General features: G+C 39.8%; 17 protein-coding genes and 1 pseudogene. 12 read left to right on the top strand and 6 right to left on the bottom strand.

Annotated elements, in window-relative coordinates:
• Window positions 1-21 precede the first annotated feature (21 nt).
• The 10 genes from pckA to ACKWB9_RS06880 all read left to right on the top strand — a co-directional run bounded on the left by pckA (window position 22) and on the right by ACKWB9_RS06880 (window position 10,903).
• Complete coding sequence (pckA, locus tag ACKWB9_RS06925) at window positions 22-1,653, top strand: phosphoenolpyruvate carboxykinase (ATP) (protein WP_414002279.1); 1,632 nt, start codon at window positions 22-24, stop codon at window positions 1,651-1,653.
• Window positions 1,654-1,715: 62 nt separating this feature from the next.
• Window positions 1,716-3,797: a phosphate acetyltransferase gene (gene pta, locus ACKWB9_RS06920; RefSeq protein WP_414002278.1), complete on the top strand. Its 2,082-nt coding sequence runs from the start codon at window positions 1,716-1,718 to the stop codon at window positions 3,795-3,797.
• A gap of 21 nt (window positions 3,798-3,818) precedes the next feature.
• The gene (locus ACKWB9_RS06915; RefSeq protein ID WP_414002277.1) at window positions 3,819-5,015 is read left to right on the top strand and encodes an acetate/propionate family kinase; all 1,197 of its coding nucleotides are present in this window, start codon (window positions 3,819-3,821) and stop codon (window positions 5,013-5,015) included.
• Window positions 5,016-5,065: 50 nt separating this feature from the next.
• Window positions 5,066-6,385 carry an ATP-dependent 6-phosphofructokinase gene (locus ACKWB9_RS06910; protein ID WP_414002276.1) on the top strand — a complete coding sequence of 440 codons (1,320 nt, stop codon included), beginning with the start codon at window positions 5,066-5,068 and terminating at the stop codon, window positions 6,383-6,385.
• Between the two features lie 291 nt (window positions 6,386-6,676).
• The gene (locus ACKWB9_RS06905; protein WP_414002275.1) at window positions 6,677-7,459 is read left to right on the top strand and encodes a universal stress protein; all 783 of its coding nucleotides are present in this window, start codon (window positions 6,677-6,679) and stop codon (window positions 7,457-7,459) included.
• A 341-nt stretch (window positions 7,460-7,800) separates the two neighbouring features.
• Window positions 7,801-9,207 carry an FAD-dependent oxidoreductase gene (locus tag ACKWB9_RS06900; RefSeq protein WP_414002274.1) on the top strand — a complete coding sequence of 469 codons (1,407 nt, stop codon included), beginning with the start codon at window positions 7,801-7,803 and terminating at the stop codon, window positions 9,205-9,207.
• Between the two features lie 13 nt (window positions 9,208-9,220).
• Window positions 9,221-9,709, top strand: coding sequence for a peroxiredoxin family protein (locus tag ACKWB9_RS06895; RefSeq protein ID WP_414002273.1), 489 nt, complete (start codon window positions 9,221-9,223; stop codon window positions 9,707-9,709).
• On the top strand, window positions 9,706-9,990 hold the full coding sequence (locus tag ACKWB9_RS06890; protein ID WP_414002272.1) for a peptide methionine sulfoxide reductase: 285 nt from the start codon (window positions 9,706-9,708) through the stop codon (window positions 9,988-9,990). Before ACKWB9_RS06895 ends, ACKWB9_RS06890 begins: the two co-directional genes overlap by 4 nt.
• Window positions 9,977-10,471, top strand: coding sequence for a peptide-methionine (S)-S-oxide reductase MsrA (gene msrA, locus ACKWB9_RS06885; protein WP_414002271.1), 495 nt, complete (start codon window positions 9,977-9,979; stop codon window positions 10,469-10,471). The genes ACKWB9_RS06890 and msrA overlap by 14 nt, the downstream gene beginning before the upstream one ends.
• A 36-nt stretch (window positions 10,472-10,507) precedes the next feature.
• A complete protein-coding gene (locus tag ACKWB9_RS06880; RefSeq protein WP_414002270.1) occupies window positions 10,508-10,903 on the top strand; it encodes a hypothetical protein in 396 nt (131 codons plus the stop codon).
• A gap of 158 nt (window positions 10,904-11,061) precedes the next feature.
• Here ACKWB9_RS06880 and ACKWB9_RS06875 read toward each other — a convergent pair.
• Window positions 11,062-11,196: pseudogene (locus ACKWB9_RS06875) on the bottom strand (family 1 glycosylhydrolase); the annotation flags it as partial.
• A 140-nt stretch (window positions 11,197-11,336) separates the two neighbouring features.
• On the opposite strand from ACKWB9_RS06875, the gene ACKWB9_RS06870 reads away from it, so the two are divergent.
• Window positions 11,337-11,729 carry a transposase gene (locus ACKWB9_RS06870; RefSeq protein WP_414002269.1) on the top strand — a complete coding sequence of 131 codons (393 nt, stop codon included), beginning with the start codon at window positions 11,337-11,339 and terminating at the stop codon, window positions 11,727-11,729.
• Between the two features lie 63 nt (window positions 11,730-11,792).
• A complete protein-coding gene (locus ACKWB9_RS06865; RefSeq protein ID WP_414002268.1) occupies window positions 11,793-11,969 on the top strand; it encodes a hypothetical protein in 177 nt (58 codons plus the stop codon).
• 55 nt (window positions 11,970-12,024) lie between these two features.
• Here ACKWB9_RS06865 and ACKWB9_RS06860 read toward each other — a convergent pair whose 3' ends face one another.
• The 5 genes from ACKWB9_RS06860 to ACKWB9_RS06840 all read right to left on the bottom strand — a co-directional run bounded on the left by ACKWB9_RS06860 (window position 12,025) and on the right by ACKWB9_RS06840 (window position 14,814).
• Window positions 12,025-13,221, bottom strand: coding sequence for a TlpA family protein disulfide reductase (locus ACKWB9_RS06860; RefSeq protein ID WP_414002267.1), 1,197 nt, complete (start codon window positions 13,219-13,221; stop codon window positions 12,025-12,027).
• 193 nt (window positions 13,222-13,414) lie between these two features.
• Window positions 13,415-13,714 carry a helix-turn-helix domain-containing protein gene (locus ACKWB9_RS06855; protein WP_414002266.1) on the bottom strand — a complete coding sequence of 100 codons (300 nt, stop codon included), beginning with the start codon at window positions 13,712-13,714 and terminating at the stop codon, window positions 13,415-13,417.
• Window positions 13,701-14,054, bottom strand: coding sequence for a type II toxin-antitoxin system RelE/ParE family toxin (locus tag ACKWB9_RS06850; RefSeq protein WP_414002265.1), 354 nt, complete (start codon window positions 14,052-14,054; stop codon window positions 13,701-13,703). Before ACKWB9_RS06850 ends, ACKWB9_RS06855 begins: the two co-directional genes overlap by 14 nt.
• A 165-nt stretch (window positions 14,055-14,219) precedes the next feature.
• Window positions 14,220-14,504: an addiction module antidote protein gene (locus ACKWB9_RS06845; protein WP_414002264.1), complete on the bottom strand. Its 285-nt coding sequence runs from the start codon at window positions 14,502-14,504 to the stop codon at window positions 14,220-14,222.
• Window position 14,505: 1 nt separating this feature from the next.
• Window positions 14,506-14,814: a type II toxin-antitoxin system RelE/ParE family toxin gene (locus ACKWB9_RS06840; protein ID WP_414002263.1), complete on the bottom strand. Its 309-nt coding sequence runs from the start codon at window positions 14,812-14,814 to the stop codon at window positions 14,506-14,508.
• Window positions 14,815-14,918 lie beyond the last annotated feature (104 nt).

Raw genomic sequence — 14,918 nt, 5'->3', positions numbered from 1 at the left:
TAACCAGAAAATTGAAATGTTATGGAAGTTTTATCGAGAAAGCCGGCCAATTCCAATCTTGAAAGATATGGAATAAAAGATGCGACCATTCATTGGAACCTAGATGCGGAAACTTTGCAAAGGATGACCATAGAGAAAGGCATGGGTACGGCAACTGAAAATGGTACGCTATGCATTAATACAGGAAAATTTACGGGTAGATCGCCCAAAGACCGGTTTCTGGTCAAGGACGATTATACCAGGGACAAAGTATTTTGGAACCGTACGAACAAGGCTTTGGATCCGGACAATTTTCAGAAGTTGTACGATGAGGTCGTAAACTATCTTTCCGAAAAAGAAATATATATACACGACGGATACGTTGGTGCCGCACCAGAATATCGTTTGAATGTCAGGACGATTACCGAGTATCCATGGTCCAACTATTTCGTAAACAATATGTTTTTGCGTTTGGGCGATTCGGAATTTGCTGAATTTTCAGAAGATTGGCTTGTCCTTTGCGCTCCCGGTTATGAGGCTTCGGAACCTAAAGCTTTTGGTATACGTCAAGGTAATTTTTCTATTTTGGATTTTACAAGAAAAGTTGCTTTGGTAGGCGGTTCTGCGTACGCGGGGGAAATGAAGAAAGGTATTTTTTCCGCTTTGAACCTTATCTTGCCGGTAGAACGGAATGTATTGCCCATGCATTGCTCTGCCAACGTGGGGGAAGACGGGGAAACCGCAATTTTCTTTGGCTTGTCCGGTACCGGTAAGACCACGTTGTCCGCCGACCCTGCCCGGAAGTTGATCGGTGATGATGAACACGGATGGACGGCCGAAAATACCATCTTTAACTTTGAAGGAGGGTGTTATGCCAAAGTAATCGATCTAACGGAAGAAAAAGAACCGGACATTTACAGGGCCATTAGGCCCGGTGCCATGCTGGAAAATATCGTCTTTAAGGAAGGAACCAAAGAAGTGGATTATACCAATACTTCGATTACCCAAAATACCAGGGTGAGTTATCCCATACACCATATAGATAATATTGCCACACCTTCCTATGCCGAGAACCCAAAGAATATCTTCTTTTTGACCTGTGATGCATTTGGGGTATTACCTCCAATATCAAAATTAAGACCGGGTCAGGCAGCGTATCATTTTATATCCGGTTATACGGCGAAAGTGGCCGGTACGGAAGCTGGTATTACAGAGCCCGTACCTTCTTTTTCGGCATGTTTCGGGGAGCCGTTTATGCCTTTGCACCCCACCGTATATGCAGAGATGTTAAGCAAAAAGATGACCGAGGCCGGTGTTAATGTCTGGTTGGTGAATACAGGATGGTCCGGAGGGCCCTATGGTGTAGGTTCAAGAATAAAATTGCGTTATACACGTGCCATGATCACTGAGGCCATGAAAGGCGCATTGAACGATGTTGATTATGAAGAACATCCGATTTTTGGGTTATACATGCCAAAATATTGCCATAATGTGCCTACTGAGATCCTGGACCCCATGAATACATGGTTGCAAAAAGGGGCATATATTAGCAAAGCCATACAGCTAGCACATTCCTTTCACTTGAATTTTGATAAATTTATTGATCAGGCTTCCAATGAAATTATGCACGGTGGTCCGTTGATCGATGCACATCAGGTCCTGGATCATATGTAACGGGACAACCTTAAATTGTATAGCAGATTTAAAGTATCTCACTTTTATAATTATATTTTAATATGGTAAAATCACTTTTTGTAGCCACTTTAGAGGCCCATAGCGGAAAATCCTTGGTAGTTTTAGGTATTATGGAACTGCTTTTGGGAAAAATGGGCAAGGTGGGATACTTTAGACCTGTTATAGAACAGGTAAATTCAGAGGGGACGGACAATCATATAGAAACGGTTCTCGGTCATTTTAACCTTGATATCCCCATTGTGGAATCGTATGCGTTGTCCCAGAGCGAAGTCCTGGAATTGTACAATGAGGGGAAAAGGAGCGAAATTCTGGATAGAATTATCGATGCGTATAAACTTTTGGAAAAACGCTTTGATTTTATTCTGATCGAGGGAAGCGATTTTTACAGGGAGAGCAATGTCATAGAACTGGATTTGAATATGGATATCGCCAAAAACCTTGGCAGCCCTGTTATTTTGGTAGATAATGCAAAAGGAAAAACATTACGTGATTTTTGTGGTGATGTGGAATCCGCGGTCCGTTCCTACCGGGATAAAGGATTAAACGTGCTGGGAGTGGTGGCAAATAAGACCAGACCGGAGAATACGGATGTCATTATTGCCGAACTCTCTAAGGAATTGGATGGAGAGACCGAGATATATGCCGTGCCAAGGCATAAAGAGTTATCCCATCCTACCATGATGGAAATAAAGAACGAACTAGGGGCGGAAGTTCTTTTTGGTGCTGCTTACCTGAATAATCAAACCGGTAGTTTTAGTGTAGGGGCCATGCAATTGGGCAATTATTTAAAACATTTAAGTACCAACGGTTTGGTCATTACACCGGGTGACCGTTCGGATATACTCTTGGGGGTATTACAGGCTAACCTTTCCGATAATTATCCTGTTATTTCGGGAATTTTGCTTACCGGTGGTATTCTGCCCGAAGAATCCATTATGAAAATATTAGAAGGTTTTAGGCCGAACATCCCTATTTTATCGGTTAAACAAGGCACATTCGAGACCACGAACACCGTGGGGAATATAAAATCGAAAATTTATGCGAACAATAAAGGAAAAATAAAGACTTCCATAGAACTGTTCAATACCCATATCAATGGGAATAGGTTGTTGGAAAGATTAAAAACCTACGAGCCCAAGGTGATGACGCCCAAAATGTTTCAATATATGTTGTTGCAACGCGCACAGCGGATAAAAAAGAGAATTGTATTGCCTGAAGGCGAGGATTTACGGGTGTTGAGGGCCGCAGCTAATCTGACCGGAATTGTAGAGGTCACTCTATTGGGTATTAAAAAGAACATTGAAAAAATTGCGTTCAGGGAAAATATTCTTTTGGACGGAATCGAAATAACGGATCCGAGTTCTTCCGAACATTTTGAAAACTATGCGGAAACACTTTATAACCTCCGGAAACACAAGGGTATGAATATGGATACGGCAAGGGATATGATGCACGATGTATCATACTTTGGGACCATGATGGTGCATAAAGGTCATGCGGATGGGATGGTTTCCGGAGCGGCGCATACCACCCAACATACCATTAGGCCCGCACTTCAATTTATAAAGACAAGACCGGACAGTTCTATTGTCTCCTCTATTTTCTTTATGTGTTTGGAGAGCCGAGTGTGTATTTTTGGCGATTGTGCCATTAACCCTAACCCTTCCGCGGCCGAACTGGCAGAAATAGCTATTGCTTCGGCAGATTCGGCAAATGCCTTTGGTATAGAACCTAAAATAGCTATGCTTTCATACTCGTCCGGCACCTCGGGTATTGGTGCGGATGTGGACCGTGTGAGAGAGGCGACCACAATAGTAAGGGAAAAGCGCAGCGACCTTAATATAGAAGGCCCCATTCAATATGATGCCGCCGTTGATCCACATGTGGGGAAAAGTAAATTGCCCGGCTCAAAAGTGGCCGGACAGGCATCTGTACTTATTTTTCCGGACCTTAATACGGGCAACAATACCTATAAAGCGGTTCAAAGAGAAACGGGAGCATTGGCTATTGGCCCTATATTACAAGGTCTCAATAAACCCGTAAACGATTTAAGCCGTGGCTGTACGGTAGAAGATATTATTAACACGGTCATCGTGACCGCCATACAGGCCCAAGGCCAATAATACGCTATAAATCTTGATTCAATGAATATTTTGGTCATCAATTCCGGAAGCTCTTCCATCAAATTTCAACTCATAAAAATGCCCGAGGAAAAAGTGGTCTGTAAAGGACTGTTGGACCGTATCGGGTTAGAAAACGGCAGCTTTAGTTGTGAAAGTGATCGGGAATCGTTCAGGGAGGAGATGCGGATAGACGATCACAAAATGGGTTTGGAACTAATTTCCAAGCTACTTTTGGATTCTGGGAACAAATTGCTTTCCTCTGTATCGGATATTCATGTGGTAGGACATCGGGTAGTCCACGGGGGGAGTAAGTTTAATAGCCCTACGGAAATAAATGCCGATGTTTTACGGGAAATAGAGACCTTATCTTTTTTGGCACCTCTTCATAATCCTGCCAATGCGGAAGGCATCAAAGTTGCCATGAACGTATTTACAAGTGCGGTGCAGATCGCTGTTTTTGATACGGCCTTTCACCATTCATTGCCCGAAAAGGCATATACCTATGCCATATCCAAAAAAATATCCCAAAAGCATAAAATCAGGACCTATGGATTTCATGGTACCAGCCACAAATACGTAGCTGAAAAAGCAATCGTTCATTTGCAAAAAAGTAACAGTAAGATAATAACCGTGCATTTGGGAAACGGGTGTAGTATAACGGCCGTAAAAGATGGGCGTAGTATAGACCATTCCCTTGGGTTTGGACCTTCTAACGGTCTGGTCATGGGTACGCGCTGTGGCGATATCGACCAATCCGTAATCTTTTATCTGGTAGAGACCCTGGGGTTTTCCGTAAAGGAAGTCAATGAGCTATTGCAAAAACAAAGTGGCTTTTTGGGACTTACCGGCCACTCGGATGTTAGGGAGATAGAACAAAAAGCCAAAGCAGGAGATCGTGATTGTATTTTGGCACTGGAGTTGGCCGCCTACAGGGTGCAAAAATATATAGGAGCGTATATGGCGGCTCTCTCGGGGTTGGATGCGATCGTGTTTACGGCCGGAATAGGGGAGAACTCCGCTACTTTAAGAAGATTGATATGTAAAGATCTGGATTGCTTTGGTATTCTATTGGACACGGAAAAGAACAATGAGAACAAAAAGGATTTAAGGGATATTAGCGATGGTTCGGGTAAGGTGAGGGTTTTTGTAATTCCTACGAACGAAGAGCTGGAAATTGCGAGACAAAGTTTTGCCCTGGCCAATAAGGTGAATGCTTAAATTTAATATGTGGCCCAAGGGTCCGGTCAATGGTCTATATGAACAAAAAGATGATAAAGAATTTTACGATACCGACAATTGGAAAAGCATCCGTAGTATCTCCTCTTGATCTTAGCACGGTAAAAGGGGATCATATTTTTAATTTTATTCCGGATAACGATCGTATTCTGTTTAATTTATCCTTGGATGATTTTAACCATTGCCTTGCCAAAAATGAACAACCTTTATGTTTGGAAAAGGCCGGCCCTAGAAAAAAAATTTTTTTTGACCCAAACAGGACCAAAGCGGCGATCGTTACCTGTGGAGGGCTATGTCCCGGCATAAATAATGTTATTCGAAGTATTGTAATGGCATTGCACTATTTCTATGGAATAGATGATATTATTGGAATTCCTTATGGTTATGAAGGGCTTAACCCAAATAAGGGAAGGGAGTTCATTAGGCTTACACCGGATCGTGTAAAAGACATCCATGAATTTGGAGGAACCCTTTTGGGGTCTTCAAGAGGGGCACAAGACGTAGAAGTAATGGTAGATACTTTAGTGGACAATAAAATCGATATACTTTTTACCATAGGCGGTGATGGCACTTTAAAAGGAATGGATGCTATTGGTAGGGAAATAGAAAAACGGGGCCTGAATATCTGTGTGGCGGGTATCCCCAAAACCATTGACAATGATATAGACCTTATAGATAAATCATTTGGTTTTGAGACTTCATTTGATGTGGCGGCACCCATATTGCGTGACGCACATAATGAAGCTACCGGAGCCTATAACGGTATTGCCCTTGTTAAATTTATGGGGAGGGACAGTGGCTTTATAGCGGCCTCCGCAGCTATGTCCATGCCCGTAGTGAATTTTGTGCTGGTTCCTGAAATGGACTTTGCCTTAGAAGGGGAGAATGGACTTTTACAGGCATTAAAACAAAGATTGGACCATAAACATCATGCAGTAATCGTGGTTGCCGAAGGAGCTGGACAACATTTGTTCCAGGATACCGATAATACGGTCAAAGATGCATCGGGCAACACTAAGCATCAAGATATAGGGGTGTTTCTAAAAGACGGGATATCGGAATATTTTAAAACCATCGATCAAGAAATCACTATAAAATATATAGATCCAAGCTATATCATCAGGAGTGCGCCCGCTAATGCCAGCGATAGTATATTTTGTAGTAGGTTGGCGTACCATGCCGTTCATGGGGCCATGGCGGGAAAAACCAGATTTGTAATAGGTATGGTCAATGGTAAGTTCGTATACCTGCCCATTTCAGAAGTAGTCAACACGCGAAAAAAAATTGATTTGGAAAGTGAATTTTGGTTTTCGGTACTCCAAAGTACGGGGCAATCCTTTGTAATGAAGTAATGGTCGGGCCCATTGGGCATGCTACCCTTTTTTATACGTTCCCTTGCGTTGAACAGGGATAGGCGATTTATCTGCAAAACCTGACATCGATCATATTTTTTTGTCGGTTTCAATGCTAATTTTAACACAAAGAAGTCAACCTCTAAAAATTTGTATGGAGTTAAATGCTTTATGCGTGCATACACTGGTTCTCTCTATGTGAATCGATTTATTCGATAAAGGTTGAAAGAATCAGGATTACACCCGATGGCATAATAAAGATGATGCATTAATTAAAATAAAAGAACGGTTATGGATAAAATATTTAGAATATTGGTTCCCTTTGATTTTTCGGAAGTAGCCAAAGAAGGCTTGGAATATGCCGTAGGCTTTGTAGGCAATCGAAACGATATTGAAATTATGCTGTGCTATGTTACGGAGGCCCGGGATATGGAGGACTTAAAATCGGCATTTGACAAAAAACAGGCACTTTATATAAACAATCTGGAGTTGCCCATGTCCTGGGTGGTGCAAGAAGGGTCCCTAAACGCATCCATACTTAAAATTAGGGAAACCAAAAATGTTGATTTGATCATTATGGGAACTTCGGGAATAAAACATTTTGATAATGCCAACACCCATACTTCTGAATTGGTGCTGGAAGCGGACTGTCCGGTGCTTGTAGTACCGCATGGTAATAAAGGGTTTAAGCTGGAGAACATCGCATTGGTATTGGGGCCGGATAAAATTGAAGATTCCTCGATCTTGTCGTCCTTATTGGAAATAGCAAGAAGATTTAATGCCAAAGTACATGTATTGACCATTGAAAAGGAAGGGGATACCTATGGCTATTCCGAGGTGGATGAGAAGAATGAAGATATGCTTCAATATTACCTAGAAAACTTTTACAAAGACCATACTTTGATAAAGAATGAGGATTTGGTCGAGGGTGTTTTTTCATTTGCGATCAAAAACAATATTGATCTTATATCGATACTTCCTCGAAACCATAGCAAAATAAGTATCCCATCCAGTGGAAGTTTAACAAGAGAGCTTACGGTAAATAGCGAGATTCCGATTTTGGCCATAGAGTAGTACACGCTTTGTTCCCCGAATCACTGTTTTAGTGCATTAAGTTTTGGCGAAGAACTGTTTTTTAAGGTGCCTGATTATGGGTCCAACGACAATTTTTCCCTTGAACTTCCTGCACTTTTTTGATAGCTGGCAACGTCAGCGGTGATTAAGGTACGGATATGAAGGAGTTCTCTATTTTGACCTTTTTCCAGTAAGAATTTGGGTTATTGTTCCTTCCATATTTAGGTTTATATTCACAGGAAATAGTAACTTAACGATCACGCTTATAAAATACATAAACAATGAGGGCAATAATCTCCTCTTTTGATAGTATAGTATAATCTAACGACTAAAATTTAAAAATGATCGAAATAATTTTTTACGGGGCGGATTGGTGTCCGGATTGCAGAAGGGCCAAGACGTATTTAAAAGAGAACAATGTGGCTTTTACGTTCATAGATGTAGATTTGGATAAAGAGGCAACGGCAAGGGTGGAAGTCATAAATAATGGAAAACGTATTATTCCCACTGTCATCATCGAAGGCAAATCGTACACCAATCCGGATAATGGTAAATTGGCATCCATACTGGGAATAAACGATGTTGGAAGGGTACAGCTTTTTGGAGCGGATTGGTGCCCGGATTGTAGAAGGGCCAAAAGTTTTTTACGGGATAATTCCATTAATTTTCAGTTTATAGATGTAGACAAACACGATTGGGCCACTCAAAAAGTAGAAGAGATCAATAATGGAAAACGTATTATTCCTACGCTATTGATCGATGGTGTACCCCATACCAATCCCGATAATTTGGTGTTGACCGAGTTGCTGTCCATAAATGTTGAGAAAGAACACAGAATTTTCGATACCATCATTATTGGTGGGGGAGCGGCAGGGTTAACGACCGCTATCTATGCGCAAAGAGACCGGTTCGATACCTTGATATTGGAAAAATCCACCATTGGCGGAAATGCGTTTCTAACGGAAAAAATTGAAAATTACCCCGGGTTTCAATCTATTTCCGGTCCAAAGTTAATGGACAAAATGGAAGAACAGGCTAAAACCTATGGTGCCGTAATTAAAACGGGTGAAGAAGTTGTGGGAATAGAAAAACAGGAAGATCTATTTTCGGTAAGGACCAAAGGCAATTCGTTTCTGGGAAAGACTATTGTACTTTCCACAGGTTCGACCTATAGAAAATTGGGTATTCCAAACGAGGACGACCTTATTGGATCGGGCATACATTTTTGTGCCACTTGCGATGGTGCTTTTTATAGGGATAGGGATATTATTGTAGTAGGTGGTGGAAATTCCGCATTGGAAGAAGGTATTTTTTTAGCCGGCTTCTGTAAGAGCGTAAAAATTGTACATCGCTCCGAAAAATTCAGTGCTTCCGAGACCTATGTTGAAAAACTAAAGACCTTGGACAATGTTTCGACCTATATGAACAAGACGGCACTGACATTCATTTCAGATGAAAACGAAAACTTTAAAGGTTTAAAAATAAAGGATAACGGCACGGATGAAGCATCTGTTCTGGAAGCGGACGGGGTATTTATATTCATAGGTCTAATACCCAATACAAATGCTTTTAAGGGTATAATCGCCCTGGACGAAAGAGGTTTTATACGGACCACGGGCTTGGCGGAAACCAATGTAAAAGGAATCTTTGCGGCAGGGGATTGTAGGGAAGGTGCCATAGCGCAAGTGGCAGCGGCAACGGGAGAGGGTGTTTTGGCCAGTTATGGTATTAGGGGCTATTTAAAATAACAAGAGTTGAAAAGTGTCAGATAAAGGAAAAGGGAATCGGGCCGTAAAAGCATCGGAACTTAATATAAAACAATGGGTAGATGCCAGGGGAAACCGGACCGAACCGATCAAATTGTCCGATTTTGAGGGAAAATTCAAAGTGCTTTTCTGTTTTCAAAGTTGGTGTTCTGGTTGCCATAGCAAGGGTTTTCCAGATTTAAAGCAAATGGTAAATGCGTTAAAGGACAATGAAAACATCGTCTTTTTAGCCGTACAGACCGTTTTTGAGGGCCATCATGCCAACACCTATGAAGAAATGGTAAAAGCTCAGAACAAATACAGGTTGGAAATTCCGTTTGGGCATGATGATGAACACCACGGTAAGTTACAGTCCAATATTATGACCAATTATCAAACCGGGGGAACACCTTGGTTTATTTTTATAGATAAGCATAACAATGTGGTGTTCTCGGATTTTCATTTAAACCCGGAGGCGGCCATCACATTTTTAAAAGCGATATGATATTAGAATATATAAAACAGTTTCCGGTGGGTTATTCCATGGCCGTTTACAATGACAAAAAATATGGCGTTACCAGAACCGATTTTAACCATGGAAAAAGTTTCAAACTTTTTGCGAAAGAATTAGGGGGCAATGATTTTATTAGTCTCAATTATTATATGACGCAATCCGGCGATCGGTTGAAACCCTGTGAAATGCCGGAACAAAAAGTAATACATTTTTTAAAATACGTAGAGATCACATCCAACAAAAAAGATAATAAGGCATATGGGAAATTATAAAAAAGCATATATAGCGGGAGGTTGTTTTTGGGGAATGGAAGACCTTTTTCGGGCGAGACCGGGAATTATAGATACGGAAGTAGGTTATCTAGGAGGGGAAAACGATTATCCTACCTACAGAAACCACCCGGGCCATGCGGAAGGTATCGAATTAACATATAAGCCCGAAGAGGTTTCCTTTAAACAAATTTTAGACTATTTTTTCAGGATACATAATCCAACAACGATAGACCGGCAGGGCAATGATAGGGGATCTAGTTACCGGTCCGCCATTTTTTTTCAAAATGAAGAGGAAAAAAACGAAGCCCGGGAAATGATTACAATAGTGGACGATTCCAATAAATGGGAAGGAAAGGTAGTGACTACTTTGGAGCCATTTACCACTTTCTGGCCCGCAGAACCGGAGCATCAGGATTATTTGGTGAGAATCCCTAACGGATACACCTGTCATTTTGAAAGGTTTGGAGAGGGTTTTATATAAAACGAACTGAAGCAGCGATCAATTAAACTTTGGATTATGCAGGAGTGGTACCTACCTATTACAATATTGCCCGGTCTTGGAATGCTTATATTGTCCACAACCAATCAAATGATGACTTTGAGTGGTGAAATAGGAAAAATATTGGAGGCAAAATGTACACCTTTCCAACATAGGATTTCAGATCAAAAAATAGCACAATTGGGTTTATTGACACGGGCTTCCGTACTCCTTTATGCCGCTACCGGTTTTTATGTGCTGTCCGGGATTTTAGGTGCCGTTTTAAATGAAGGCTCTTATAATTATATAGCCAGTTCGGCACTATATCTAGGTACCATTTTGGTTTTTATTGCATTGGTTTTATTGATTATATATGGTTTTAAGGCGGTTGGAATCAGGAAAGAACAGCATTTTCACAATCATAGCCATAAATGATCGGTACCTTGCCTTAAAAAAATGATCGTTTACCAGTATATATTTAAATCCGAATAATGCAATATAGAACTTAGTGATGAGGCTTTTCTCTTCTATTGGTATGAATTATACAAAGGAAACACAACTATAAATTGAATGGTTCTTTTAAAAGAAACCCCTCATTGTTTTAAAAAGGGCTTGAACCATTCACCGGATTTCTTAACAGTTCTTTTTTGGGTTTCAAAATCTACATAAACCAAACCAAAGCGTGCTCGGTAACCTTCCGCCCATTCAAAGTTGTCCGTAAAAGTCCAGGCAACATTTGCCCGATATGGTAGGCCGGGTAGGCAGGAGGCTTTGGCGGGAAGGTCCGGTGTGGGAGAACGTTGTCGCCGATACGGGTTACGGCGGCGGGGAGAACTACGTTTTGTTGGAACAACTTGGCCTGAAGAGCTTGATCCCTCCCCACGGCACCTACAAGGGCGGCCCGGAAGGTTTTGTGTATGTCAAAGGTGAAGACCATTGCCTATGTCCCCAAGGAAAGGTGGTTCCATTTACCAAGGTAATAGGGGATTATCGGACCGGTACCAAGAAGAAGGAATACCGTGCAAGGAAGCATGTCTGCGTCGATTGCCCGGTCAGGGCCCGATGCCTTGGCAAGAGCGCACAGGAGAAGAAGTTCGGCGTTACCTATTACCGCGGGGAATACGAACGCAACAACAAACGGGTCAACAGCCCATTGGGGAGTTATATGAAGGCCAAAAAGCAAAGCACGGTGGAACCCGTTCCGGGCACCCTGGCCCAGTTCATGGGTATGGGCAAGATCTATACTTTGGGCATAGGGTAGGCCAACAAATGCATGCATATGGCCACCACTGCCTACAATCTGAAAAAACTGTTGAAATATACCATGAAAAAAGCCAAGAACGGGGCTAAGTCCCTGTCTTTTGACTTTTTCGCCATAAAAGACCCGATAAAAGCCGTTTTGGGGCTTTTCGACCCTCCTTTTTTGGCAAGACCAGAGCAGCTATATACTAAGAAAGCCCTCGCAAAAGGGCTTATACCGATCTACGTTTTCGGGTTTTAGGGGCTTGTGCCGCGGCTACCATTGTTAGTATATTTAACGAAACAAACTAGGTTTGCTATTCGTTTGTTTGGTTCATTTCTATATCTTCTACATTACTTATATTAATACCAACTTTATGAATAATTGAATCTTTATTTAGAATAGGTTCTTTTTCAATTTGTAGATTCACGAAATTTGGTTTTCTCATTTTTCGCAAAGTGTCTAGCATAGCATTTATTTGAGAAGTTAATAATCTGTTTTTTCCATCAGTAGTATAATAGACAGTTTTTGTGGAATCTAATTCAACATATCTTACTGTTCTGAAATTTTTAATGCTAAAAGAATTAGTATCTTTTTTCGATAGTTTTCTATTTATGAAATTGTCAAGAGATATAGTGTCAGAAAGTAAAGGGTAGGCACTTGGAATAGCTCTGGCTTTTGCAAACTTCCAATTTGAATTAACAACTAAATGTGCTGATATTCCAGATAACTCAAATAAGTTTCTGGTTTTTGCATAATCTTTTGAAATTAGTTGAATACCTGAAGGCTTATTTGATTCAATATGCTTTTTCCATTTATCTCTATCTCCATCAACAGAAATATCAATAAAAACTATATCTTGATTGCTTTTAAAATGGTTTTTTAATTTTTCAAGTTTAGGTTTTTCTTCACGGCAAGGTCCGCACCATGTTGCCCAAAATGAAATGTATAATGTTTTATTTTTGAAAGTCTTTAAATCTAAAGGTTTATTACTAGTATCTAAAAAAACTGACTCTGGCAGTAAGTTGTTTTTTTTAGCTGAAAAATTCCAAATTGTCTTTCCATTTATCAAATTTCCATATTGATCCATCTTATAACCTTTTCCTAGTCGTATAATTAAAGGTTGTGAAAACAAAAAATATATGAATAGTCCAATCATTAGTATTAATGAAGACCATTTAATTTTAAAGCTAAATTCCTTTCGGGTTAATAGTAAACTAATTGAAGCAAACAAAAAAAGAAAATAAATGAGAGGGAAATAAAAACATCTCATAGGAATAAATAAAAGTAGAGAGATGTATAACAAAGGAATATATTTAAGAGGCGTTTTTCTGTTAATTAATCCAGAAATATAGAACCCTAATAAACAAATTAACAAAGCAAACCATTTTAATTGGTCGTACTGGTGTATTTGTATAATTTTATCAGCTGGATAAACAAGTGCTATAAAAGGAATAATTATTGATAAAATACCTAATATAATTTTAGATATTGTGATTAATTTTTTTTTCATATCTCTCAAATGTTGCCTAACGGTCACGGCTATGATTTCGTTGTGACGGCGTTTGCGAAGCAGTGGGCGAGTTGGCGCGCTAGCAAGTGAGGATTATTCCGCTTAGAAATCCAGCCGTAATTTACAAAACTCACTTTGGTAACGCATAAAACCACAATGAATTATAGCCGTCTTTGTTGGCGTGTTGTTATTTTTATAAAAATGTCAGTCCGATTCGTCTATTCAGTCCCTGTTCGAAAATTCGAATCAAAGTCGATAACTGAATATTCCCTTTGGCGTTTTCCAATTTCGAGATGTAACTCTTTTTTGTTCCTGCTTTTTCCGCTAATTGTTCTTGGGTCATTTTTGCTTCTTTTCGAGCCTCTTTTAGCATTTCGGAAATAATAAACATTTGAGCATTTTCCTCATATTTATTTCTGCTTTCAGTTCCAATTTTTCCGTGTTCAAGTTCAATTAGTTGCTCGAAATCCGTTATGTTTTTATACTTGTCCATTTCTTTTGTCTTTTTGTTCAAAATACGATTTCATCAATTTTTGAGCCTTTTCAAGTTCTTTTTTAGGTGTTTTTTGAGTTTTCTTTTGGAAACCATTGAAAAGTACTACTAGTTTACCTTCATCAAAACAGCAAAATATTCGATAAATATTTGATTGGTATTCAACTCGGATTTCATAAAGTCCGTCTGTTCCAGTCAAATGCTTTAGGAATTTTTCAGGTACTCTTTCCACTTGTTTAACCAGTTCAAAAGCGTACTGAATTTTTCCTTTTACTTTAGCGTTTTGTTTTTGATAAAATTCAATGAAATGATTTTCAAAGAAAATTATTTTTCTAATCATATCACAAAGTTAACTTAAAAGATAACTTTTTGAAAGTTTTGAAGTGTTTTTTAACGTTCCGCTTTAATGCACGCCAACGGTTTCGGCTATGAAGCGTAGAGACGGTTTGGTTGGTTAGGCCTATGCTTTATAGCCATCTTTGTTATGATGTCGTTTTTTTACTTTTTATGCCGACATTGGCTTCACGTTAATCTGTCCGCCGATGGCTCTCAGCACTTTCATTATTGTCCCGAACTGTGGTTTGGCCCCGTCTGATAATGCTTTGTAAAGACTTGGTCTGCTCATTCCGGTTTTCTCCGCTATTTTGCTCATTCCGATTGCTTTTGCAATGTGTCCGATTGCTATTATTAAATCTGAACTGTCTCCGTCTTCGAGAACAGTATTCAGATATTCAGCAATCATTTCTTCACTGTCTAAATAGTCGGCTATATCAAATTTTGTTGTTCCCATTTCAATCATTTTTTATTCGGTTCCAGATTTCTTTTGCTTTTTTGATGTCATTTTGTTGACTGGATTTGTTTCCACCAATTAAAAGGACAATGATTTTGTTTTCCTTTTCTTTTTCTTTGAAATACACTCTGTAACCTTTTGCGTAGTTTATCCGCATTTCGCTAATTCCGTCTCCAACAGGTTTACAGTCTCCGAAATGTTCGTCGGTTTCAAGTTTCTGAATTCGGAAGAGGATTTTTGCCTTTGCTCGAATACCTTTGAGTTTTCTAATCCACTTATCAAATTCAACTGTTTTTTCTGTAATAATCATTTAAAAGTGTATCCACTTAGATACAAAAATAAATTGTTTTTTGGAATTTCAAAAGTAAAATTTGATTTAAGCGAAATGTCTGTCAAAATGCACCACAACGGTAA

The sequence above is a fragment of the Maribacter spongiae genome, from assembly GCF_047345125.1.
Taxonomy (GTDB): domain Bacteria; phylum Bacteroidota; class Bacteroidia; order Flavobacteriales; family Flavobacteriaceae; genus Maribacter.
Note: the sequence above shows the minus strand (reverse complement) of the source record. Positions and strands in the feature narration are given on the sequence as shown.